Origin of the sequence: Chitinophaga oryzae, from assembly GCF_012516375.2 — a bacterium.
Classification (GTDB): Bacteria; Bacteroidota; Bacteroidia; order Chitinophagales; family Chitinophagaceae; genus Chitinophaga; species Chitinophaga oryzae.
In genome coordinates this window covers 6955885-6977497 of sequence record NZ_CP051204.2, presented here as the reverse complement: position 1 = coordinate 6977497, position 21613 = coordinate 6955885, and the positions used below count along the sequence as shown (strand labels likewise).

Annotated in this window: 22 protein-coding genes; 11 read left to right on the top strand and 11 right to left on the bottom strand. The window is 50.8% G+C overall.

Features of this window, described 5'->3' with window-relative positions:
- Window positions 1–93: 93 nt before the first annotated feature.
- Window positions 94–1020 (bottom strand): methionyl-tRNA formyltransferase, encoded by a 927-nt coding sequence (fmt, locus tag HF324_RS27500; RefSeq protein WP_246269304.1) that lies wholly within the window; start codon window positions 1018–1020, stop codon window positions 94–96.
- A gap of 20 nt (window positions 1021–1040) precedes the next feature.
- A complete protein-coding gene (locus HF324_RS27495) occupies window positions 1041–2213 on the bottom strand; it encodes an exo-beta-N-acetylmuramidase NamZ family protein (protein WP_168806268.1) in 1173 nt (390 codons plus the stop codon).
- 103 nt (window positions 2214–2316) lie between these two features.
- Here HF324_RS27495 and HF324_RS27490 point away from each other — a divergent pair, with 103 nt between their 5' ends.
- Window positions 2317–2745 carry an FKBP-type peptidyl-prolyl cis-trans isomerase gene (locus HF324_RS27490; RefSeq protein ID WP_168806266.1) on the top strand — a complete coding sequence of 143 codons (429 nt, stop codon included), beginning with the start codon at window positions 2317–2319 and terminating at the stop codon, window positions 2743–2745.
- 126 nt (window positions 2746–2871) lie between these two features.
- On the opposite strand, the gene HF324_RS27485 is transcribed toward HF324_RS27490, so the two are convergent.
- The 3 genes from HF324_RS27485 to metE are packed head-to-tail and all read right to left on the bottom strand — an operon-like array spanning window position 2872 to window position 5804.
- Window positions 2872–3264 carry an acyl-CoA thioesterase gene (locus tag HF324_RS27485; RefSeq protein WP_168806265.1) on the bottom strand — a complete coding sequence of 131 codons (393 nt, stop codon included), beginning with the start codon at window positions 3262–3264 and terminating at the stop codon, window positions 2872–2874.
- Window positions 3265–3272: 8 nt separating this feature from the next.
- A complete protein-coding gene (locus tag HF324_RS27480; protein WP_168806263.1) occupies window positions 3273–3482 on the bottom strand; it encodes a cysteine-rich CWC family protein in 210 nt (69 codons plus the stop codon).
- A 33-nt stretch (window positions 3483–3515) separates the two neighbouring features.
- Complete coding sequence (gene metE / locus HF324_RS27475; protein ID WP_168861361.1) at window positions 3516–5804, bottom strand: 5-methyltetrahydropteroyltriglutamate--homocysteine S-methyltransferase; 2289 nt, start codon at window positions 5802–5804, stop codon at window positions 3516–3518.
- A 196-nt stretch (window positions 5805–6000) separates the two neighbouring features.
- Here metE and pepT point away from each other — a divergent pair, with 196 nt between their 5' ends.
- The 3 genes from pepT (at window position 6001) to HF324_RS27460 (ending at window position 8526) form a co-directional block, all read left to right on the top strand.
- Window positions 6001–7248 carry a peptidase T gene (pepT, locus tag HF324_RS27470; protein ID WP_168806258.1) on the top strand — a complete coding sequence of 416 codons (1248 nt, stop codon included), beginning with the start codon at window positions 6001–6003 and terminating at the stop codon, window positions 7246–7248.
- A 157-nt stretch (window positions 7249–7405) separates the two neighbouring features.
- A complete protein-coding gene (locus HF324_RS27465; protein ID WP_078667352.1) occupies window positions 7406–8119 on the top strand; it encodes a MotA/TolQ/ExbB proton channel family protein in 714 nt (237 codons plus the stop codon).
- Between the two features lie 11 nt (window positions 8120–8130).
- Window positions 8131–8526, top strand: coding sequence for an ExbD/TolR family protein (locus tag HF324_RS27460; protein ID WP_168861360.1), 396 nt, complete (start codon window positions 8131–8133; stop codon window positions 8524–8526).
- A 129-nt stretch (window positions 8527–8655) separates the two neighbouring features.
- Here the strand turns inward: HF324_RS27460 and prmC are convergent, their stop codons facing one another.
- The gene (prmC, locus tag HF324_RS27455) at window positions 8656–9543 is read right to left on the bottom strand and encodes a peptide chain release factor N(5)-glutamine methyltransferase (RefSeq protein ID WP_220100630.1); all 888 of its coding nucleotides are present in this window, start codon (window positions 9541–9543) and stop codon (window positions 8656–8658) included.
- A gap of 106 nt (window positions 9544–9649) precedes the next feature.
- Here prmC and ribD point away from each other — a divergent pair, with 106 nt between their 5' ends.
- Both ribD and HF324_RS27445 read left to right on the top strand, forming a co-directional pair.
- Entirely contained in the window at window positions 9650–10690 is a 1041-nt protein-coding gene (gene ribD / locus HF324_RS27450; RefSeq protein WP_168806254.1) for a bifunctional diaminohydroxyphosphoribosylaminopyrimidine deaminase/5-amino-6-(5-phosphoribosylamino)uracil reductase RibD, read from the top strand.
- Window positions 10691–10723: 33 nt separating this feature from the next.
- A complete protein-coding gene (locus HF324_RS27445) occupies window positions 10724–11323 on the top strand; it encodes an IMPACT family protein (RefSeq protein ID WP_168806251.1) in 600 nt (199 codons plus the stop codon).
- A gap of 408 nt (window positions 11324–11731) precedes the next feature.
- Here the strand turns inward: HF324_RS27445 and HF324_RS27440 are convergent, their stop codons facing one another.
- Together HF324_RS27440 and HF324_RS27435 are read right to left on the bottom strand one after the other, a co-directional pair.
- Window positions 11732–12616, bottom strand: coding sequence for a 3-hydroxyacyl-CoA dehydrogenase family protein (locus HF324_RS27440; protein ID WP_168806249.1), 885 nt, complete (start codon window positions 12614–12616; stop codon window positions 11732–11734).
- Window positions 12617–12769: 153 nt separating this feature from the next.
- Window positions 12770–13426: a carboxypeptidase-like regulatory domain-containing protein gene (locus tag HF324_RS27435; RefSeq protein WP_168806247.1), complete on the bottom strand. Its 657-nt coding sequence runs from the start codon at window positions 13424–13426 to the stop codon at window positions 12770–12772.
- Window positions 13427–13553: 127 nt separating this feature from the next.
- Here HF324_RS27435 and HF324_RS27430 point away from each other — a divergent pair, with 127 nt between their 5' ends.
- Together HF324_RS27430 and pyrF are read left to right on the top strand one after the other, a co-directional pair.
- Window positions 13554–14651: an Mrp/NBP35 family ATP-binding protein gene (locus tag HF324_RS27430; protein WP_168806246.1), complete on the top strand. Its 1098-nt coding sequence runs from the start codon at window positions 13554–13556 to the stop codon at window positions 14649–14651.
- 306 nt (window positions 14652–14957) lie between these two features.
- Window positions 14958–15779, top strand: coding sequence for an orotidine-5'-phosphate decarboxylase (pyrF, locus tag HF324_RS27425; protein ID WP_078667360.1), 822 nt, complete (start codon window positions 14958–14960; stop codon window positions 15777–15779).
- An 83-nt stretch (window positions 15780–15862) separates the two neighbouring features.
- Here pyrF and HF324_RS27420 read toward each other — a convergent pair whose 3' ends face one another.
- The gene (locus HF324_RS27420; RefSeq protein ID WP_168861359.1) at window positions 15863–16300 is read right to left on the bottom strand and encodes a YciI family protein; all 438 of its coding nucleotides are present in this window, start codon (window positions 16298–16300) and stop codon (window positions 15863–15865) included.
- A gap of 234 nt (window positions 16301–16534) precedes the next feature.
- On the opposite strand from HF324_RS27420, the gene HF324_RS27415 reads away from it, so the two are divergent.
- The 3 genes from HF324_RS27415 to HF324_RS27405 all read left to right on the top strand — a co-directional run bounded on the left by HF324_RS27415 (window position 16535) and on the right by HF324_RS27405 (window position 20010).
- Window positions 16535–17713 (top strand): acyl-CoA dehydrogenase family protein, encoded by a 1179-nt coding sequence (locus HF324_RS27415; RefSeq protein ID WP_168861358.1) that lies wholly within the window; start codon window positions 16535–16537, stop codon window positions 17711–17713.
- Window positions 17714–17743: 30 nt separating this feature from the next.
- A complete protein-coding gene (locus HF324_RS27410; protein ID WP_168861357.1) occupies window positions 17744–18925 on the top strand; it encodes an MFS transporter in 1182 nt (393 codons plus the stop codon).
- Between the two features lie 68 nt (window positions 18926–18993).
- Window positions 18994–20010, top strand: coding sequence for an FAD:protein FMN transferase (locus tag HF324_RS27405; RefSeq protein WP_168861356.1), 1017 nt, complete (start codon window positions 18994–18996; stop codon window positions 20008–20010).
- Between the two features lie 178 nt (window positions 20011–20188).
- Here HF324_RS27405 and HF324_RS27400 read toward each other — a convergent pair whose 3' ends face one another.
- Both HF324_RS27400 and HF324_RS27395 read right to left on the bottom strand, forming a co-directional pair.
- Window positions 20189–20809: an outer membrane beta-barrel protein gene (locus HF324_RS27400; protein ID WP_168806235.1), complete on the bottom strand. Its 621-nt coding sequence runs from the start codon at window positions 20807–20809 to the stop codon at window positions 20189–20191.
- A 33-nt stretch (window positions 20810–20842) separates the two neighbouring features.
- On the bottom strand, window positions 20843–21484 hold the full coding sequence (locus HF324_RS27395; RefSeq protein WP_168806233.1) for a DUF4136 domain-containing protein: 642 nt from the start codon (window positions 21482–21484) through the stop codon (window positions 20843–20845).
- Between the last annotated feature and the right edge of the window lie 129 nt (window positions 21485–21613).

The following is a 21613-nucleotide window of genomic DNA, read 5'->3' as shown; positions in this document are numbered from 1 at the left end:
ATATATCAACTTACATATTGTAATCGGTAAACGTCGGTCTTCGCTCCTTTGCGTTCTTACTTATTTATAAAGTCCTTTGCGCGCTTTGCGAGACTAAAAACGATATCCCCGCAGAAACGCCTCGATATCCATGCGTTTCTTGCCTTCCAGCTGCACTTCATCGAGATAAAGGTAACCATCCGGCGCAGCCATCCTCACATAGGTTTTCTGGTCTGTGTCGAATTCTCCGGGAGCGATGGAAGGTTTTCCCGGTTCTTTATGCGCTCTGTATATTTTGATGCTTTTGCCCTGTAACGTTGTCCAGGCGGCGGGGTAGGGGCTCAGGCCCCGTACGAGATTATATATCTTGTCCAACGGCTCATTCCAGTAGATCTGACAGGTTTCCTTGAATATTTTCGGCGCATGTTTGATATCAGCAGCGGGGATGTTTGCCTGTGGTGTTTCCTGTGCATTGCCGGCTGCAATAGCCTGTACGGTTTTCAACAGCAGGCGGGCGCCGGTATGCATCAGTTCATCATGCAGTTCGCCGGCGGTCTCATCTTCGCGGATAGTCACTTTGTCCGCCAGGAGGATATCGCCGGTGTCGATTTCATGCTGCAATTTAAACGTAGTGACGCCGGACACCGTTTCACCGTTGATGATGGCCCAGTTGATGGGTGCTGCGCCGCGGTAATTGGGCAACAGTGACGCATGTACGTTGATGGTACCTTCGGGCGGCATATTCCAGACGACCTCCGGCAGCATACGGAAAGCCACCACTACCTGCAGGTCTGCTTTGAGGGCGGCCAGCTGCGCGATGAATTCGGGATTTTTCAGTTTCTCCGGTTGCAATACCGGTAAGCCTTTGCTGACAGCATATTTTTTAACGGCGCTCTCCTGCAGTTGCAGGCCACGGCCGGCGGGTTTGTCGGGCGCTGTGATTACGCCGACGATGTTAAATCCGTTCTCTACCAGTATATCAAGGGATGCTACTGCGAAATCAGGCGTCCCCATAAAAACGATGCGAAGCTGTTTATTCATAGAAAGCAAAAGTAAATCAATTATTCCTCGTACAGCAGGTATTTTGCACGGATGGCTTTAAACCGTTGCAGCCCCGGTTCCCAGCTTTTACGGATGTCGGCTTCCGACAGGCCGTTTTTGATCTGCTGCTGTAACTGCGCATTGCCGGCCAGTTTATTGAAGAAGTTGTTGAAGAATTTATCTTTTTCGGGATATAAGGCATACGCCTGCAACAACCATTTCAATGCTATCCGGCGGCCTTTTGCAGGCGTTGCTTCGGGCGCTTTGCTCAGGTCGAAGCCATAACACTGCTGGTCTTTCAGCGGCGGATTTTTAGCGCCGGGAACGCTGCGGGGTGTAAAAGAAAAACCTTTTTTAGGGAACGACGGCGAGCCAAACAGCTGGAAAGGCTTGTCGGTGCCGCGTCCCAGGCTGATAGGCGTGCCCTCGAAGAAACAGAGGGAGGTATACAGATTCACCGCCGCCATATCGGGCAGGTTGGGTGACGGTGCTATGGGCAGACGATAATACGTGTGGTGGGTGTAGTTTTCGCAGGGAATGACGGTCAACCTGCATTTAACGCCTTTGCTGAGCCAGCCTTCACCGTTGAGCATCTGTGCGTATTCTCCCACGGTCATGCCGTGTACAACGGGAATGGGCTGCATGCCTACAAAAGAGCGGAAAGCTGTGTCCAGTACGGGGCCATCTATATAATCCCCGTTGGGGTTGGGCCTGTCGAGCACGATGATGGGTTTGTTGTTGGCTGCGGCAGACTCCATCAGTTCCTGCAGGGAGGAGATGTAAGTGTAGAAACGGGCGCCCACGTCCTGTACATCGAAGATGAGCACGTCTACGTCCTGCAGGTCTGCTGCCGTGGCTTTCCGGTGCTGGCCATACAGGGATACGACGGGCAGGCCGGTATTTTTATCGGTGCTGTTGCCTACTTTTTCGCCGGCGTCAGCCTGGCCGCGGAAGCCATGCTCGGGGCTGAAGATCTTAACGATGCGCACCTGCCGTTTCAGCAGGGAGTCTACGAGGTGGGTCTGGCCGATGGTAGCGGTTTGGTTGACGAGCAGGGCCACCCGCTTGTTTTGCAGCAGCGGCAGGTACTGGCTGGTTTGCGCGGCTCCCGGCACTACATGGGAGGCGTACTGCGCCTGCGTGGAGGTCAGCAGGCAGCATAAAAGCGTGCAGAGGATTAATATACGGTTCATGCCCGTTAAGATACGGCAAAACCTGTATGGCAGTGAGAAAAAATGGTGATATATGGCCGGTTTTAGTATCTTGCGGCTATTATTCACTATAAACAACTAATTTATGCAAGCTGTTAAAAACGGGGATACTGTGAAGGTGCACTATCAGGGCCGTTTGACCGATGGTACCATGTTTGATTCCTCTGAGGGCAGAGCGCCGCTGGAGTTCAAAGTTGGTGCACACATGGTGATCAAAGGCTTTGAGAACGGTGTACTGGATATGAAGCCGGGCGATAAGAAAACAATTCATATCCCTGTTGATCAGGCATATGGTCCGAAGAATGATGAAATGATCATGGAATTTCCTAAAGCAAATATTCCTCCTGACCTGAACCCTGAAGTGGGCATGGAACTGCAGATGAGCAATCCTGAAGGCCAGGTTTTCCAGGTGAGGGTAGCTGCCGTAGGTACTGAGTTTATCACCCTGGATGCTAACCACCCGCTGGCTGGTCAGGACCTGGTGTTTGACCTGGAACTGGTGGAAATCGTATAGGATATTTACGGATTTTTTGATTTACGGATGTAGAAATTTATTTTTTGATTTTTGTCAATTGGCAATCACCAATGGTAAAATAACTACATAAATCCCAACATCCGTAAATCAAAAATTTATAAATTTTTAAGCCGGTACTTTAATAGGTATCGGCTTTTTATTTTCGTCTATCGCCACAAAGGTGAAAATACCGCTGATCGCATGTTCCCGGTGATCGACGTACATCTGCTCCACATAGATATCCACTCTTACTTTCAGACTGGTGTTGCCTACATGTATTACTGTACCGATCAATTCCACGATGGTGCCGTGCGGAATAGGTTTTTTGAAATCGATTCTGTCTGATGATACGGTGACGGTGCGCATTTTCGTGAAGCGGGTAGCAGTGATAAAGGCTACTTCGTCCATCATATGCATGGCGGTGCCGCCGAAAAGTGTGTCGTAATGGTTTACCGTGTTAGGAAATACCGCTTTGAAAATTCTGGTAACGGATTTCCCGATCTGTTCTTCGTATGCCATGGTTTGATTTATAGTGGAGCATCAGGCTGTTTTTGCAATGCAGCCCGTAATTCGCGTAAACAATTTTCGCAGAGGCAGCCCTGGTATTTTTCGCTTATTTTGAAACGTTCTTCCAGTGTGAGCGGTACCCCGCTGCACTGGCAGCGATGAATACTGTTGACCCGGCATTCAAAAGTCCGGTTGCAGCGGGGACAGGAGACGATTTCATGTTTCAGCATGTACCAAATGTACGAAATGCTGAAAGAATGAAATCACACCAGTTGTTTCCTCACTTCGCGGGCTGCCTGCACCATATTGCGCAACGACATTTCCGTTTCCGGCCATTTCCTTGTTTTAAGGCCGCAGTCGGGGTTTACCCAGAGATTGCGGGCAGGCAGCAGTTCAGCTGCACGCTGCAGCAATTTGCCCATTTCCGCTACGCCCGGCACACGGGGGGAGTGGATATCATATACGCCCGGCCCTGTCTCATTAGGATAACGGAACTGTGCAAAGGCTTCCAGCAGTTCCATCTGTGAGCGGGATGTTTCCATGGTGATCACATCTGCGTCCATAGCGGCGATGTGGGCAATGATATCATTGAACTCTGCGTAACACATGTGCGTGTGTATCTGTGTGGTGTCCTGCACTGGTGCTACCGACAGGCGGAAGGCGTCGACTGCCTGCTGCAGGTAGGCGTCCTGCTGACTTTTACGCAGGGGCAGTCCTTCGCGCAGCGCCGGTTCATCTACCTGTATGATGGCAATACCGGCATCTTCCAGGTCTTTCACTTCATCGCGGATGGCCAGCGCTATCTGGAGCGCTGTGTCCATGCGGGGTTGATCGTTTCTCACAAATGACCATTGCAGGATGGTGACAGGACCGGTCAGCATTCCTTTCACCGGCTTGCCGGTGAGTGATTGTGCATACCGGCTCCAGGCAACGGTCATCGGCTGCGGGCGCCATACATCGCCATAGATAACAGGCGGTTTTACACAGCGGGAGCCATAGCTCTGCACCCAGCCGTTTTGTGTGAAAGCGAAACCTTCCAGCTGTTCCCCGAAATATTCCACCATGTCGTTGCGCTCAAACTCGCCGTGCACCAGCACATCGAGGCCGAGTGATTCCTGCCACGAGATGGCTTCCCGGATGGCGGCGCTGATGTCCTGGTCATATTGCTCCGCGGTGATATGCCCCTTTTTGAGATTGGAGCGCAGTTGCCGTATTTCCACCGTCTGTGGGAACGAGCCGATGGTAGTGGTAGGCAGCAGCGGCAGTTGCAGCTTTTCCTGCTGCAGGGGCTGACGTTCGGTAAAGCTGTGCGCACGGGAAAAATCATCCGGGGTAACGCCTGCCAGCCGGGCTTTTACAGCAGATACGTGAATACCGGGCGCTGTTTTTCGTTGCTCCATTACCTGTTGATTCGCTGCCAGCAGCGCGGTATCCCCGGCAAGAATTTTTTTCAGGGAGATGACCTCCTGTACTTTCTGCCGTGCGAAGGCCATCCACTGTTTGACATCGGCGTTGAGGGCTGTTTCATCTTCCAGGTTGTAAGGCACATGCAGCAGCGAACAGGAAGTAGCCAGCATTACACGATCTGCACCCAGCGCCGCGGTGGCCCGGTTGATCAGCGCCAGCGAGGCGGCGTAGTCGTTTTTCCAGATGTTGCGGCCGTCTATCACGCCAAGTGACAACTGCATATTGTCAGGAAGCGCTTTCAGGATGCTGTCCAATTGTTCCGGTGCGCGGACGAGGTCTATATGCAATGCATTGACCGGTAGCTGTAAAGCCAGCTCTGTATTGTCTTCCAGCGCTCCGAAGTAGGTGGTGAGCAACAGTTTCAGGTCCGGGAACGCTTCGCGGATGGCGGTGTAGGCCAGCTGGTACAGTATTTTGTCAGCAGGTTCCAGGTCGGTCACCAGGGAAGGTTCATCGAGCTGTATCCAGTCGGCGCCGGCATCGCGGAGGGCGGCCAGCAGTTCAAGGTAGGCGGGCAACAGCTGTTGCAGTAAGGTCGCGCGGGTAACGCCGGCGCTCTTTATTTTGCCACAGAGGATATAAGTAACCGGGCCTATCAGCACGGGTTTGGTGCGGGTGCCCTGCTGCAGCGCCTCCTGGAACTCCTGTACGCTCTTGCGGGACTGCAGGCTGTAGGCCTGGCTGTGGTCAAATTCAGGTACCAGGTAGTGATAGTTGGTATCAAACCATTTGGTCATTTCCACCGCCGTGAGATCGAAGCCGTTCTTCTGGTAACCTCTTGCCATGGCGAAATACAGCTCCAGGCAGTGTGGGTTGGCGAAAGAGCGGCGCAGCTCCTGGAAGCGGGCGGGTATCACGCCCAGGGCCATGCTCATGTCGAGCATCTGATCATAAAATGAAAAGTCGTTGGAGGGTATCAGGTCTATCCCTGCCTGATGAAGGGTTTCCCAGTGTTCTTTTCGTAGGAGCCTGGCCGTTAGTTCCAGTTTCTCAAGAGAAATTTTACCTGCCCAGTAATTTTCACAGGCTTTCTTCAGTTCCCGCTGGCTGCCTATTCGGGGGTAGCCTGGAATATTGGTAATCATATACAGGATGGTTTTTTGTTCCCGGCAAACCTATCATTATTGTGTATTTGTTTTATGAAAATCGAAAAATTTGGTGTTTTGTAGTATAATAAATGTCTTTTGTAGAATATTTTACTGAAATGACTATTGTGAGCGGTGGTTAAACAGAAAAATTTACGGCAAAAGGGTGCACCGCTTTTTTCCTTACGTTTGCAATATGTTTACAAATTACTCATATACTGTTGATACGCGCTTCATTCGTTACGCGCAGATAGATACACAATCCGATCCGCAAAGCACCAGCTTTCCCTCCACAGAAAAGCAGAAGGACCTGTCCCGCCTGCTGGTAAAGGAATTGCACGAGATGGGCATCACCGATGCAGAACTCGATGAACATGGTTATGTATATGCCACTATTCCGGCCAATACCGATAAACAGGTGCCGGTCATCTGTTTCTGTTCCCATGTGGACACTTCTTCCGACAGCAGCGGCACCGGTGTAAAACCAATTGTGCACCGCGCATATGATGGCGGTGATATCGTATTGCCGGATGATAAGAGCGTGGTGATCAGCCCCAGGGAGCATCCTTACCTGGCCGGCAAAAAAGGAGATGACATCATCACGGCCAGCGGTACCACGCTGCTCGGCGCCGACGATAAAGCCGGCGTGGCGGAAATCATGGACGCCGCTCATTTCCTGATGACACATCCGGAAGTAAAGCATGGCGCTATCCGCATCCTGTTCACTCCTGATGAAGAAGTGGGCCGTGGTGTGGAAAAAGTAGATATGAAAAAACTTGCCGCACAATTTGGTTATACCATGGATGGCGGTGAACTGGGATCACTGGAAGACGAAAACTTCTCCGCCGACGGCGCTAAAATCACGGTATATGGTGTAAGCGCGCATCCCGGATCAGCGAAAGACAAGCTGGTCAGCGCTATCAAGATCGCCGGCGAAATCGTGGACGCCCTGCCGAAAGACAGTCTTTCTCCTGAGACAACGGAAGACAGGGAAGGTTTCATCCACCCGGTACGTATAAGCGGCACCGTAGAAAAAACAGAGATCGATTTTATCATCCGTGACTTCACCACTGCCCATCTGGAATCTCACGAGGCTTTCCTGCGCCGTCAGATGGAGAAAGTACTGGAGCGTTATCCCGGAGCCAGGGCCACGCTGAAAGTCACCGAGCAATACCGCAATATGAAAGAGGTGCTGGACCTGCATCCGGAAGTAACCGCCTATGCAGCGGAGGCTATCCGCCGCGCAGGCATACAGCCGCTGAAAATGAGCATCCGTGGCGGTACCGACGGTTCCCGCCTGTCCTTCATGGGATTGCCCTGCCCTAATATTTTTACCGGTGAAATGGCCCTCCACAGCAAACAGGAATATGTGAGCATACAGGACATGCAGAAAGCTGTGCAGACAATCGTATATCTGGCACAAGTTTGGGAGGAAAAGGCTTAGTCAATTACGAATTACAAATTACGAATTACGAATTAAGGGTTCGTTTTTGGAAAGGTTCTTAAGTATCCCCTGCTATAAAACAACCTCCAATTCGTAATTCGTAATTCGTAATTCGTAATTATTTTACTATTTTAACCGTTAATAGAAGAAAATCCACATGATACTAGGGCTTATCACATTATTGCAGGATACATTGCTTCCGAAGGCCGATTCTTTAGCGCAGGCCGCCAATGCAGCTGCAGCACCACCACAGGAGATACACCTGATCGACATGCTCATGAAAGGGGGCGTACTCATGATACCATTGGGCATTCTCTCGGTTATAGCGGTATTTGTGTTTGTAGAAAGATATCTGACCATTGCAAAGGCTGGCCGCCTGGAAGATAACTTTATGCCGATGATCCGCGATCAGATCACTACCGGCAATATCATGGGCGCCCGTTCCCTCGCCAAAAACACGCAGGGACCTATTGCCCGTATGATCGACAAAGGCCTGCAACGTATCGGTAAACCGATCGATTCCATTGAGAAGTCCATGGAAAATGTGGGTAAACTGGAGATCTACCGGATGGAAAAAAACCTGGTGATTCTCTCTATCATCGCCGGTATTGCACCGATGTTCGGGTTCCTGGGCACTATTGCGGGCATGATCCAGACGTTCTTTAACATCTCCATTACTTCCGATATTACCCTCGGTACTATTGCAGGTGGTATTTATGTGAAGATGATCACCTCCGCTACTGGTCTGATCATCGGTATTGTGGCCTTTATCGGTTACAGTTTCCTGAATGCACAGATAGACAAGGTTGTTAACAAGATGGAAGGAGCTGCAGCAGAGTTTACCGACATCCTGCAGGAACCCACCCGCTAAAACCACCACTCATGAATTTACGCAGGAGAAATAAGAAACATGTGGAGATGCACAACTCGGCACTGAATGACATCCTGTTCATTCTGCTGTTGTTCTTCCTGATTGTTTCCACGCTGGCCAATCCCAACGTCATCAAGCTGATGTTGCCGAAAGCCCAGAGCAATACCAAAGCCAAGCAGACTGTGGTGGTGAGCATCAACGAAAAGCATGAGTTTTTTGTAGGAACCACCAAAGTGCCTTTTGAAGGCCTCAAGCAGGCGCTGGCCCCCGCTGTCGCCAACGAGAAAATAGATCCTACCATCGTGATCAATGCGGAGAAATCAGTGCCGATAGAAGATGTGGTGAATGTGATGGAGATAGCGAAGCAGATAGGGGCGAAAGTAGTGCTGGCAACGGCTAAGCAATAGTCACGCAAAGCCGTCACACAAAGGCGCAAAGCAGCAAAGACGCAAAGGACTGATAAGAATTATAAGAAAGCAAAGGAGCGAAGATCAAGTTTGATCTTCGCTCCTTTGCTTTCTCTGCCCGCTTATATTTTATTCTTTGCGTCTTTGCTGCTTTGCGTCTTTGCGTGACGTGAGGGCCTTAACCATCCGGTCTTTGCCGAACATATCCTGCCGGAGCGTCACCTCATCGAAGCCGAGCGACTGCAGCAGTTCGACCACCTCTTTGCCCAGTGATTCATTGATCTCGAAATAGAGGGCGCCGCCCGGGTTCAGCTTCTGCAGCGCCGTGTGGGCGATGTGCCGGTAAAACAACAGGGCGTCGTTGTCGGGCACAAACAGCGCGATAGACGGTTCGAAGCCCCATACCTGTTGCTGCATGGTGGCTTGTTCGCGTTGCGTGATGTAAGGCGGGTTGCTGACGATCACGTCAAACGAAGGCAGCGTAGCCATCTGTTGTTCATCGAGGGCGCTGCGCTGCAGGAAGTCCACTTCCAGCCGCAGCCGTGCGGCGTTGCCTTTCGCGACTGCCAGCGCTTCTTCACTGACATCTATGGCCATTACCACTGCGGAGGGGATATGTTGTTTTAATGCCAGCGGGATGCAGCCGCTGCCGGTGCCGATGTCCAGCAGATGCGGGCGGGAATGGCCGGCGAGGTCCTGCAGGACCCAGGCTACCAGTTCCTCCGTTTCCGGGCGCGGAATCAGCACATGGCGGTTGACGGTCAGTTCCATGCCGTAAAACCAGCCGGAGCCGGTCACATACTGCACGGGTTCCAGGCGTTGTAGCGCTTCTATGGCGGTTTTCAACCGGGCGTTCTGGTCCGGCGACAGCAACCTGGCTTTATGCACCAGGCGGTCCAGTTTATTCATGCCCGTTATATGTTCCAGTACGATATGCGCTATATTGGCGGCTTCGCGCGGATCATATACATCGCCGATGGCGCCGGTGATATAGGTAAAGGCTGTTTGTATAGTCAAATTTGATAATTTAAGAATCAGCCGGAAAATACAAACCGGGGAATGGTTGGCATTTTCCGTCGGCTAAAAACGTAATTTTGGCAAAAATATTACTTAACAGGGTATCATGAATAGCACAGACCATGAAATTTTTATGCGGCGATGCCTGGAGCTGGCGGCCATGGGTCGCGGCCATGCGGCGCCCAATCCGGTGGTAGGGGCGGTGCTGGTGCATCAGGGCCGTATCATCGGGGAAGGCTTCCACCGGCAATATGGTCAGGCGCATGCGGAAGTGAACTGTGTGAACAGTGTAACGCCGGAAGACAGGCCGCTCATTCAGCGGGCTACCATGTATGTAAGCCTTGAGCCCTGTGCGCATCATGGTAAAACACCGCCCTGTGCCGATCTGATCGTGTCAGAAAAAATTCCGGAGGTGGTGATCGGTTGTGTGGACACCTTCTCGGCGGTAGCCGGAAAAGGTATCGGGAAGTTAAAAAAAGCCGGTATCAATGTACATACGGGCGTGCTGGAAAAGGAATGCAGGGCCATCAACCGCCGCTTCTTCACTTTTCATGAACAGCAGCGGCCCTATATCATTCTCAAATGGGCCCAGAGCCGCAATGGCTTTATGGCCGGTCCGGACGGGGCGCCGGTACGTATCTCCAACCGCTGGAGCGACCGCCTCGTACACCGCTGGCGCAGCGAAGAGATGGCTATCCTGGTAGGCACCCGTACCGCTATCCTCGATAACCCCAGGCTCAATACCCGTTTGTGGCCCGGCAAGCACCCGGTGCGACTGGTCATCGACCGGACGCTGGCTGTGCCCCGCACGCATCACCTGTGGGATGGCAGTATCCCCACTGTCTTTATTACGGCGCAGGAAGGAGAAGCCGGAAAAGCAGCGTTGATGCAGCTCGACTTTACCGTACCGCTGCTGCCGCAGTTGATGCAAAGCCTTTACCAGCGACAGATACAGAGTGTGCTGGTAGAAGGAGGCCCCTATGTGCTGCAGCGTTTCCTCGAAACAGACCTGTGGGACGAAGCCCGCGTGATAACGGGAACGGATACACTGCCGGACGGGCTGCCGGCACCGGCCCTGCGCCAGGCGGCAGCCACAGAAAGCCTGTTCCTTGACGGGGACCGTATCGACATTTACCGTCGCGGATAAAACAAGAATATCTGGTTTTTCTAAAATATATAGATGGAGGTTTATTTTACAGTTGACAAAACTGCTGTCGCTGAGTTCAAAGACAGGGGCAGCAAATTTCTGGGATATGTATTTCCTGTGAAGAGCCCTGAAGCGGTGAAAGAATGTCTGATGGAAGTGAAGAAGGAACACCCCAAGGCCACCCACCATTGTTACGCTTACCGGCTGGGCACCGACGGGATGCAGTTCCGCGCCAATGACGACGGAGAGCCTTCCGGTTCAGCGGGTAAACCAATCCTCGGGCAGATAGACAGTAAACAGTTGACAGATGTGCTGGTAGTGGTAGTGCGGTATTTTGGCGGTACCCTGCTGGGGGTGCCTGGACTGATCAATGCTTATAAGGTGAGTGCTTCCATGGTGCTGCAGCTGGTGCCGGCCGTCCAGAAAAACATAGAGTCAAAATATCATCTCACTTTCGACTATACCATTATGAACGATGTGATGATCGTGGTGAAACAAAATAATTGCACGGTGCTGTCGCAGGAACTGCAACTTTTCTGTACTATGGACATAGGAGTTCCAAAGACGAACGAGGAGCTGTGCCTTTTGCGGCTCCGGGACATTCATGGACTGGAGATAAAACCGTTGAAGTAGCGGCTGTTGGTTTCGCGGTGAAGTGAAAATTGGTAAACAGTTCCAAACAAAGGTAAGGTGACCGGGAAGCTTCCGGTATGTCCATTCTAACGCATGCTCTTTTTAATAACAGCACCATAGCCACCGCGGCTGCTGCAATTAAAAAGAATCGATAACGTTTCAACATAGTGGTAATATTTCAGGGTGATAACGAGGACGATAAAGAAATATGCCAGAAAAATATTTGTTGAAAATGAATAAGTTATACAGTAAATAGGTGGATGAGATTGTCCGAACACGAAAGCCGAACGTCCAAAACCGGACAATCAATTACAAATTACGAATTACGAATTACGAATGGAGGACTTTCTTATAAAACGGTTATTTATTAACATTTCTATAAGAAAGTCCTCCATTCGTAATTCGTAATTAAAACCGGGGGCTTACCACGAGGTCTTTGCTGCCAGGGGTGTATTTGTAGAAGCCTTCCCCGCTTTTTACACCGAGGTAACCTGCGGTGACCATGTTTACCAGCAGGGGGCAGGGGGCATATTTGGGATTGCCGAACCCATCATGTAGTACGTTGAGGATGGAGAGGCATACATCCAGCCCGATGAAATCGGCCAACTGTAAGGGCCCCATGGGATGGGCCATCCCGAGTTTCATGACAGTATCTATTTCCGCTACGCCGGCTACGCCTTCGAAGAGGGAGTAGATCGCTTCGTTGATCATGGGCATCAGGATGCGGTTGGCAATGAATCCGGGATAGTCGTTGACTACACAGGGGACTTTGCCCAGTTTCTCAGAGAGTGCTGTGATTTCCCGGGTGACGCTTTTATCGGTGGCGTAACCGTTGATGATCTCCACCAGTTTCATCACCGGCACGGGGTTCATGAAGTGCATGCCGATGACTTTTGCCGGCCGTTTGGTGGCTGCGGCAATTTTGGTAATGGAGATAGAGGAGGTGTTGGTAGCCAGGATGGCGTCCGGATGGGCGTGTTGATCGAGGTCCTGGAATATTTTGAGCTTCAGCGCTACATTTTCGGTAGCAGCTTCCACCACCAGTGCCGCTTCTTTTACCCCATCGGGAATAGTGGTCACCGTCGTGATATTAGCGAGCGTCTGTGCTTTTTGTTCTTCGGTGACAGTGCCTTTAGCCACCTGTCTGTCGAGATTTTTGCCGATGGTCTGTATAGCCTTTTCGAGGGCTGCCGCTGATACGTCTATGAGGTTCACCGTATAGCCGTTCTGGGCAAATACGTGCGCGATACCGTTGCCCATGGTGCCTGCGCCTATAACCGCTACTTTTTGCATGGAGATTATTTTGGTTCTGATAATTAGGCAAGATAATCAATTACGAATTACGGATTACGAATTACGAATTGAGGGCTCCCTTGCAGAGAGGTTATTAAGTAACCTTCCTATAAAAGAGCCCTCAATTCGTAATTCGTAATCCGTAATTCGTAATTAATAATCGTCTTTTCGTTTGTAGTCGCCCCGTTTCCAGGCCTGGATGAACTGTGCCCAGGCGAGCGGGTTGAAGATATTCTGCGGTGGCGGTTGTCCGGCGTAGTACAGGGACTGTGCCTGTTTATTGAGGTACATGCTGGTGCCTTCCGCGCCGTCGATGGGCGTATAGCGGGTCATGGCTCTCAGCCTTGCGTTTTCTGTATTTTTGCGGGCTATCTCATAGGCATCGTCGGGGATGTCCATGGTAGCGAAAGCTCTTTCAAACTCCTGCCGGCTGAGGTAGGGTTTGATGATGGTTACCGGAAGATAGGTGGTATCCTCGACCATGAGCTGTATCAGGGAGAAGTTATTGCCTTTGAGGGTAGTCGGGATTTTGTAGTCCTTCTTTTTAAAGCCTACGGCGCTGAAGGTGAGGGTGTCACCTTTAAACACCACGATGGAAAATACACCCGCGGCATTGGAGATAGTACCGCGGCCCTGGCCTCTGACAATGACACTGACTGCCGGAACTGCCCGGAGGCTGTCCGCTGTCATGGTAATACCTGAAATCTGTATGACACTGTCCCTGAAATCCGCGATTTGGGCCTTCAACAGGAAAGGAGATAAAAGGAACACCAGGATGAGTGACAGTATGTAGGATCTTTTGTGATGCATGCCGGCCCTAAGATATAGAAATTTAATTACTTGTCTCCCAGCGATGGATGAACGCGAAGAAGAAGTTGTAAATTAACTTCCAATTGGGTTAACTTTGCAGTCAGGAATCGAATTTTAACAACAATTTATGATGACGAAAGAGCAGATTTTACAGGCCCTGAGCAACGTCGAAGAGCCCGATCTGGGTAAGGATCTGGTGACGCTGAACATGGTCAAAGATATAGAGATAAACGGCAACAAGGTGAAGTTTACGGTAGTGCTGACAACACCGGCCTGCCCGCTGAAAGATCTTATCAGGAACGCATGTGTCAATGCTATTCATATGATGGTGAGCAAAGACGCGGAAGTGGAAGTGGTAATGACAGCCAATGTGAGCTCGCGTCGTACGGAAGGGAAAGGTGTACTGGCTGGCGTAAAAAATATTATTGTCGTGGCCTCCGGTAAAGGCGGCGTGGGCAAATCCACCGTAGCGGCCAACCTGGCGCTGGCGCTGGGCCGTGATGGCGCCCGTGTGGGCCTGATGGACGCCGATATCTACGGACCGTCCGTTCCTATTATGTTTGGCCTCCGTGGCGAAAGACCAATGATGGTGAACGTGGAAGGCAAAGGCATGATCCAGCCCATCGAAAAATATGGCATTAAAGTGATGTCCATCGGCCTGCTGATCGATGAAAGACAGGCGGTGGTCTGGCGAGGCCCCATGGCCAGCAGCGCCCTCCGGCAGTTCCTGACAGATGTGTACTGGGGCGAACTGGACTACCTGGTGATTGATATGCCTCCCGGCACCGGCGATATTCACCTGACGCTGGTACAGACCGTGCCGGTAACCGGCGCCGTTATGGTGACTACCCCGCAGGACGTGGCCCTGGCAGACGTACAGAAAGGTATCGCTATGTTCAACGGGCAGCAGATCAATGTGCCTATCCTCGGACTGGTAGAAAATATGGCTTATTTCACACCGGCAGAACTGCCTGAAAATAAATACTACATCTTCGGGAAAGAGGGCGGCCGTAAACTGGCGGAAGACCTCGAAATACCATTCCTCGGCGAAATTCCGCTGGTCCAGAGCATCCGCGAAGGTGGCGACAGCGGCGAGCCTGCCATGACCGGCGATGACAAAATTACCCGCAAAGCCTTCCTGGACGTGGCCGGCGCCGCTGCCAGAAGCATCGCGATGCGGAATGCCAACATCGCCCCCACTAAAATTGTGGATGTGATCGTATAATTATTGGGTTATTTAGATATTTGGTTATTTACATATTTAATGATTAAATTTTAAAATAACCAAATAGCAAAATATTACAGCGAAGATGAGGCGGTAAAATCCGCAGCATCTTCGCTGTTTTTTTAAAAAATCTTCATTCTTTTTTTCCTTATCTTTAATTGAATCTTCCTCCAAAATGATTGTCGGTAAACCATAACGGCCACAACAAATACACCACAGTAAAATATTTTAGAGGTAATCGTAATATGTTTAAACTGCCGCAATGCTTAAGTTTTACTTAACTTTGCGCCCCAAATAAAACCGACTATGAATCGACAGGAATTGGTGAATCTTATTAAGGAAAAACAATCTTATCTGTGCGTAGGATTGGATACAGACATGCAAAAGATTCCGAAACACCTGCTGTCTCACGCAGATCCGGTGTTTGCCTTTAACAAGGCAATAATAGACGCTACCAAAGACCTTTGCGTGGCGTATAAAATCAATACTGCCTTTTACGAATGTATGGGCATCCGCGGATGGGAAAGTCTGCAGCGTACCGTAGAATACATCCCTTCCGGTATCTTTACCATCGCCGATGCAAAACGTGGCGATATCGGCAATACTTCCACCCAATACGCTAAAACTTTTTTTGATACGTATAAGTTTGATTCCGTTACGGTAGCTCCTTATATGGGAAAAGACAGCGTATTGCCCTTCCTCCAGTTCCCTGAAAAATGGACCATCCTGCTGGGACTGACGTCCAATGAAGGCAGCCAGGACTTCCAGCTGCAACAGGCAGGTGATGAACTGCTGTTTGAAAGAGTGATGAAAACAGCCATGGAATGGGGTACGCCGGACAACCTGATGTTTGTAGTGGGCGCTACACAGTCCGCTCAACTGGGATATATCCGTAAAATGGTGCCGGACCACTTTTTCCTGGTACCGGGCGTCGGCGCCCAGGGAGGCAGCCTGCAGGACATCTCCACACAGGCCATGAACAAAGACTGCGGCCTGCTGGTAAATGTCAGCCGTGGTATCATCTACGCCGGCAACGGTGAAGACTTTGCCACTGATGCCCGTAACGCCGCCCTGCAATACCAGCAGGAGATGGCCACTTACCTGAACCAGACCACTGTCAGCCTCTGATAATGACAATTGCCGTTGGCGTTAGCTTTCAGCCGGCCCTGAAGAACTTCCGGAAGGTTGAAAGTTAACCGCCGCCCCGGCAGCTACTTAAACACGCAGTTTTTTTCCGTCCACCACGGCAGCACCTCAAAACGTAACCGCCCCGCACGCACCGCCGGATCTTCCTTTACCAGTTGTACCGCTTCCAGGCTATCGCGGCAATCCAGGATAAATATCCCTTTCAGGTCACCGTCATTACCAAAAGGACCCGCTACCAGCAGTTTGCCGCTTTGCGCCAGCTGCCGTATATGCTGCATATGCGCTGTCTGAATATTGGCTGCCGCAGCCGCGGTCTGATCGCGGTGAGGACCTCCTTTGAGAAACACCATCCAGTAACATTTCATGCCCCCGTCGGCAACAGGCGGCCGATGACCGCTAAGGACAGCGGAAGAAATTGATTGCAGCGCAGCAGGATGAAAAGATACTGTCACGATAACCAGAAATGCGAGCAGAAAAAGCGCAGGAATAACTTTGCTTGCCATAACGTTTCAATTACGAATTACGAATTACGAATTACGAATTACGTTTTCCAATTACCAATCACAATTTACGCATTACCCATCACATGATAAGAGCGACGGATTGACTATGAATGACTTAACAAGGCCATCCGTTTGTTGCAGCTACTGAATAACGGCACCATGGGGGAATCTGTCATTCGTAATTCGTCATTCGTAATTCGTAATTGGTTATATTGGGGTATTAAACCCGAACAGATGTCTAAAGATTTATTCCAGTCACCGGATTATTATGCTGTAGATGGTTTGTTGACAGAAGAACACCTGTTGATCCGCGATACAGTAAGGCAGTGGGTAAAGAAAGAAATTTCGCCCATCATTGAAGATTATTGCCAGCGCGCTGCTTTCCCTTCGCACATTCTGAAAGGGCTCGGCGAACTGGGTTGTTTTGGTCCCACTGTACCGCAGGAATATGGCGGTGGCGGCATGGACCATATTGCCTACGGGCTGATGATGCAGGAGCTGGAACGCGGCGACAGCGGCATCCGCTCCACCGCTTCGGTGCAGGGCTCCCTGGTGATGTATCCTATTTTTACTTTCGGCAGCGAAGCGCAGAAAAAGAAATATCTGCCTAAACTGGCTACCGGTGAATGGATGGGCTGCTTCGGCCTTACAGAACCGGACCACGGTTCCAACCCGGCCGGCATGATCACCAACTTCCGCGAAGACGGCGACCATGTAATTCTCAACGGCGCTAAAATGTGGATATCCAATGCACCTTTCGCGCAGATCGCCGTGGTATGGGCCAAAGATCCTGAAGGCGTTATCCGTGGCATCATTGTGGAACGGGGCATGGAAGGTTTTACCACGCCGGAAACGAAAGGCAAATGGAGCCTCCGTGCCAGCGCTACCGGAGAGCTGGTATTCGATAATGTAAGAGTTCCCAAAGAAAATATACTGCCGCTGGCCAAAGGACTTAAAGGACCGCTCAGCTGCCTTTCTTCCGCCCGCTATGGTATCGCCTGGGGCGTTATCGGCGCAGCGATGGACTGTTACGATACCGCACTGCGTTATTCAAAAGAACGCAGCCAGTTCGGCCGTCCTATCGGTGGTTTTCAGCTTACCCAGAAGAAACTGGCGGAAATGGTAACGGAGATCACTAAAGCGCAACTGCTCAACTGGCGCCTGGGTGTCCTGAAAAATGAAGGCAAAGCTACGCCGGCACAGATTTCCATGGCTAAACGCAATTCCTGCGAAGTGGCTACCAAAATTGCCCGCGACGCCCGCTCCATCCTGGGTGGTATGGGCATCACCGGCGAATTCCCTGTCATGCGGCATATGATGAACCTCGAAAGTGTGCTCACCTATGAGGGCACGCACGAGATCCATCTGCTGATCACCGGCATGGACGTTACCGGCTTCGACGCTTTCAAATAACGTTTTTTGCGGGCGGGTAAACCAAGTGCTATGACCTACCTGACGCGTACCATCTGGCTGCTTTCCTGGATTAGCCTGGTGACTGACATCGCCAGTGAGATGCTTTATCCCGTGATGCCGATATACCTGCAAAGTATCGGGTTTTCGGTATGGATAATTGGTGTGCTGGAAGGTTTTGCGGAAGCTATCGCCGGTTTAAGCAAGGGATATTTCGGAAAACTGTCGGACCAGACCGGCAGACGTACTCCCTTTATACGGCTGGGATACGGGTTGAGCGCAGTATCCAAGCCAATGATAGCAGTATTTGTTTACCCGCTCTGGATATTTTTTGCCCGCACGGTCGACAGGCTCGGAAAAGGCATCCGGACAGGGGCGAGGGATGCCCTGTTGTCTGATGAAGCTACCACAGAAACCAAAGGCCGTGTGTTTGGTTTCCATCGGTCCATGGATACATTGGGCGCTGTGGTGGGACCTTCCCTGGCGCTGCTGTTCCTTTATTATTTTCCGGGCAGTTACCGCAATATGTTCCTGATTGCCTTCGTTCCCGGTTTGCTGGCTATCCTATTATCGTTATACCTGAAGGAACACACAATCTCCCCCGCAAAAGATAAGGCGCCGCCTGTCCGTTTTTTTGCTTTTTTAAATTACTGGAAAGATAGTCCCCCCGCATACCGCAGGCTGGTGACGGGATTACTGGTATTTACCCTGTGTAACAGTTCAGATGTTTTTCTACTGCTTCGGATTAAGCAGGCAGGGTTGAGCGATACCGCTACGATCGGCATCTATATTTTTTATAATCTCATATATGCGCTGGCGGCTTTCCCGTTGGGAATACTGGCAGACCGCATCGGCCTGAAAAAAATATTCCTTGCAGGACTGGTGTTGTTTGTGATGGTGTATACAGGCATGAGTGTAACGGGAAGCTGGCTTTGGTATGCCAGCCTGTTGTTGTTATATGGATTATATGCTGCCGCTACCGAGGGCATTTCCAAAGCATGGATCAGCACCATCACAGATAAAGCGGATACGGCCACAGCAATTGGCACTTTCACCGGTTTGCAGAGTATCTGCACCATGATGGCCAGCATGCTCACCGGCTGGATATGGTACCATTTCGGGGCGGCGACAGCTTTTCTCCTGACCGCCTGTATCGCTTTTATGGTAGTGGTTTATTTGCTGGTCAGGGTGCCGGCGCCTGATACCCATGCCTGACTGTTTTTACAGAAAACCCCGGCACAAAATATTATCTTACCTGCCCGTCACTCTTGTTATCTTTTTTTATGAAGACGTTTTTATTGCTATTGATGAGCGCGTGTACCCTGACTGCGGCAACGGCGCAGGAACAGCCGCTGAAGCTCGTGACCTGTGAAGGAAAGGCGCAGGGTACTTATTACATTGTAAAATATCTCGCTGCAGATACTGCGTCGATGCGGGACCGTATAGACTCCGTGTTTGCGGTGATCGACCATTCGTTGTCATTATATAAGCCCGGCTCCCTGATCAATCAGTTCAATGCCACCGGTGATGTGAAGATGGACGAACATATGCGGACAGTGGTGGAAAAGGCGATCTACACCAGCAAGGCCACGCGTGGTATTTTTGATATTACCGTGAAGCCGCTGGTTTATCTCTGGGGCTTTGGTGTTACCAAACCTTCCTTCCGGGGCGTGCCGCCGGCAGATAGCATTAAAAAGGCTTTATCGTATGTGGGTTACCGTTATCTGTCCATAAAAGGGGATCATCTTACTACTGCTAAAAGAGGCGTACAAATAGATTGTAATGGTATAGCGCAGGGCTATACGGTAGATGTGCTGGGGAAATTCCTGGAGCAGCAGGGTATTCAGCACTATCTCGTGGACGTGGGAGGGGAGCTGTGCGCCAAAGGTGTGAACCAGCAGGGTAAAAGCTGGCGTGTCGGCATTGAGCGGCCGGCGCCCGGCGATACAGCGTATGAACCGATACAGGCCATGGTGGAGCTGCAAAATAAAGGCATTGCCACCAGTGGCAACTACCGCCGTTTCTTTGACCAGGGACGCACCCGTTTTGCTCATACCATCGACCCGGTGACAGGCGTGGCGTTGCATAACCAGATCATCAGTGTGACGGTGACGGCGAAGGATTGTTTTACGGCTGATGCCTTTGATAATCCGCTGATATTGATGGGGGTGGAGAAGGGATTGAAGTTTATAGCGCAGCATCCTGCATACGGACTGGAAGCGCTGTACATCTACAAAGCGGCGGATGGCAGCATTAAGGAGGCGCGCAGCCCGGGCTTTCGGTATTTAGAGATTTTTTGATTTACGATTTTTTGATTTCAGGATCACCGAAAACAAGTTGGCTAATGTCTTCGCGTAATAATTCGCAAAATCAAAAAATCGTAACTCAAAAATCCCTCAATAAAAAAGCCCCGCTTCGCATAAACGAGCGGGGCGCATCCTCACTATTCCTCTTTCATGAATATGGATAAAAAATGTTTTAGTGTATGTGTACTTTAATACCAACGTTGGCCTGGACGGTGTTGTAGTTGGTAATGTCGTTGTACTTGTACGGTGAATAGTTGTACCGCACGTTAGCGTTGAACATCACCGGGGAGTAGCGGCCGAAGGGCACGTTGATACCCACTTCGGGGCTGACCATAAACTGCCAGCTGTTTTTCTTTTCCACAAACTCGCCCCAGTATTTTTCGTAGTTCATATTGGCGGCGCCTACACCCAGCACACCGTAAGGAATCACGGGGCTGGTAGCCGGCGTGAAAGCGTAACCCACAGTGGCCTGGAGGGGTATTACCTGCAGGGTGCGGGACTGTACGGCAGATACGTCTCCCTGTTTATCGGGGTATACCGCACGCGGTATTCTCTCGTAAAAATCCTGGTAGCCACTGCGAACGCCTACAGAGAGGCGGTCGTTCAACATATAGGACAGACCGGCGCTCCAGCCACGGAAGCTGGTTTTGTCGGCGTAATCTTTCAGGGAGCCGAGGGGTTGGGCAATGGAATAATTGATGTCTATAGACAAAGGCGGACGGCTTTGCGCAGACACGGCCTGTGCAGCGATACATCCCGCGAAAATCAACAGCCAGTTTTTTATCTTTTTCATCTCTCTATCAATTTAAAATTTTCGGAATGGGCGTTATTTGCTTTTGCTCAGATAGGCTGATTGTGCAAAGGAAGCCTGTACCATTGGGTCCACGTTGCTGGTGGTCCATACGCCGGAGCCGCGCCACAGCGCATTCCATACAACGTTGAATTTGTCGTTCTTCGCGTTTTTCAGATCGAAGAGGTCGATAGCGGTCTGTCTTTCGTTGACCTGGTATACCGTGTAGTAAGAAGGCCAGTACCAGCCACCGCCGGGATAACCCCACCATCCCGGGTCCCAGTAGCCAGGACCACCCCACCAGCCTGGGTTCCAGTTGATGCTGGTATAGGAATTGTCGATGCGGGTAAGGTTGATGCCCAGATCGGGTTTGGCGGATTTGTCCACCTGGGTATACCCTCTCTGTTTCATGGCAGCCGCCACAGACGCAATGAGTTGTTTGTCGTAGGCCGTCAGGGCTTTTTTAGCGGAATCGCTGTTCCTGCTGAGTACGACCACGGAGTCAACGATACTGAAGGTAGTATAGGACTTAAAATCAGCCGTATTGTCGTGGTTGGTGATATAAATCCGGGACTCCTCGTCTGTCATATCCTTCAAGGGGTCTTTACGGCAGCTGCTGATGGAAATCATTGCCACGAGAGCGGCAACAGCACTGAGTAAATACATTGTTCTTTTCATATCCTCGCGTATTTATTTTTCATGATTGGTCTCTTCCGTAAAGGTTAACAGCAGAGCGCGTGTCAAATGTTAACATATAACGCCGGCTGGCACGCGGCTGTAGGGAAGTTTCCGTTATCCAGTTATTCA

What these genes read in the sequence shown, in the direction of transcription:
- fmt (WP_246269304.1), bottom strand. Translation starts at nt 1,020, where the DNA reads ATGAATAAACAGCTTCGCATCGTTTTTATGGGGACGCCTGATTTCGCA.
- HF324_RS27495 (WP_168806268.1), bottom strand. Translation starts at nt 2,213, where the DNA reads ATGAACCGTATATTAATCCTCTGCACGCTTTTATGCTGCCTGCTGACC.
- HF324_RS27490 (WP_168806266.1), top strand. Translation starts at nt 2,317, where the DNA reads ATGCAAGCTGTTAAAAACGGGGATACTGTGAAGGTGCACTATCAGGGC.
- HF324_RS27485 (WP_168806265.1), bottom strand. Translation starts at nt 3,264, where the DNA reads ATGGCATACGAAGAACAGATCGGGAAATCCGTTACCAGAATTTTCAAA.
- HF324_RS27480 (WP_168806263.1), bottom strand. Translation starts at nt 3,482, where the DNA reads ATGCTGAAACATGAAATCGTCTCCTGTCCCCGCTGCAACCGGACTTTT.
- metE (WP_168861361.1), bottom strand. Translation starts at nt 5,804, where the DNA reads ATGATTACCAATATTCCAGGCTACCCCCGAATAGGCAGCCAGCGGGAA.
- pepT (WP_168806258.1), top strand. Translation starts at nt 6,001, where the DNA reads ATGTTTACAAATTACTCATATACTGTTGATACGCGCTTCATTCGTTAC.
- HF324_RS27465 (WP_078667352.1), top strand. Translation starts at nt 7,406, where the DNA reads ATGATACTAGGGCTTATCACATTATTGCAGGATACATTGCTTCCGAAG.
- HF324_RS27460 (WP_168861360.1), top strand. Translation starts at nt 8,131, where the DNA reads ATGAATTTACGCAGGAGAAATAAGAAACATGTGGAGATGCACAACTCG.
- ribD (WP_168806254.1), top strand. Translation starts at nt 9,650, where the DNA reads ATGAATAGCACAGACCATGAAATTTTTATGCGGCGATGCCTGGAGCTG.
- HF324_RS27445 (WP_168806251.1), top strand. Translation starts at nt 10,724, where the DNA reads ATGGAGGTTTATTTTACAGTTGACAAAACTGCTGTCGCTGAGTTCAAA.
- HF324_RS27440 (WP_168806249.1), bottom strand. Translation starts at nt 12,616, where the DNA reads ATGCAAAAAGTAGCGGTTATAGGCGCAGGCACCATGGGCAACGGTATC.
- HF324_RS27435 (WP_168806247.1), bottom strand. Translation starts at nt 13,426, where the DNA reads ATGCATCACAAAAGATCCTACATACTGTCACTCATCCTGGTGTTCCTT.
- HF324_RS27430 (WP_168806246.1), top strand. Translation starts at nt 13,554, where the DNA reads ATGATGACGAAAGAGCAGATTTTACAGGCCCTGAGCAACGTCGAAGAG.
- pyrF (WP_078667360.1), top strand. Translation starts at nt 14,958, where the DNA reads ATGAATCGACAGGAATTGGTGAATCTTATTAAGGAAAAACAATCTTAT.
- HF324_RS27420 (WP_168861359.1), bottom strand. Translation starts at nt 16,300, where the DNA reads ATGGCAAGCAAAGTTATTCCTGCGCTTTTTCTGCTCGCATTTCTGGTT.
- HF324_RS27415 (WP_168861358.1), top strand. Translation starts at nt 16,535, where the DNA reads ATGTCTAAAGATTTATTCCAGTCACCGGATTATTATGCTGTAGATGGT.
- HF324_RS27410 (WP_168861357.1), top strand. Translation starts at nt 17,744, where the DNA reads ATGACCTACCTGACGCGTACCATCTGGCTGCTTTCCTGGATTAGCCTG.
- HF324_RS27405 (WP_168861356.1), top strand. Translation starts at nt 18,994, where the DNA reads ATGAAGACGTTTTTATTGCTATTGATGAGCGCGTGTACCCTGACTGCG.
- HF324_RS27400 (WP_168806235.1), bottom strand. Translation starts at nt 20,809, where the DNA reads ATGAAAAAGATAAAAAACTGGCTGTTGATTTTCGCGGGATGTATCGCT.
- HF324_RS27395 (WP_168806233.1), bottom strand. Translation starts at nt 21,484, where the DNA reads ATGAAAAGAACAATGTATTTACTCAGTGCTGTTGCCGCTCTCGTGGCA.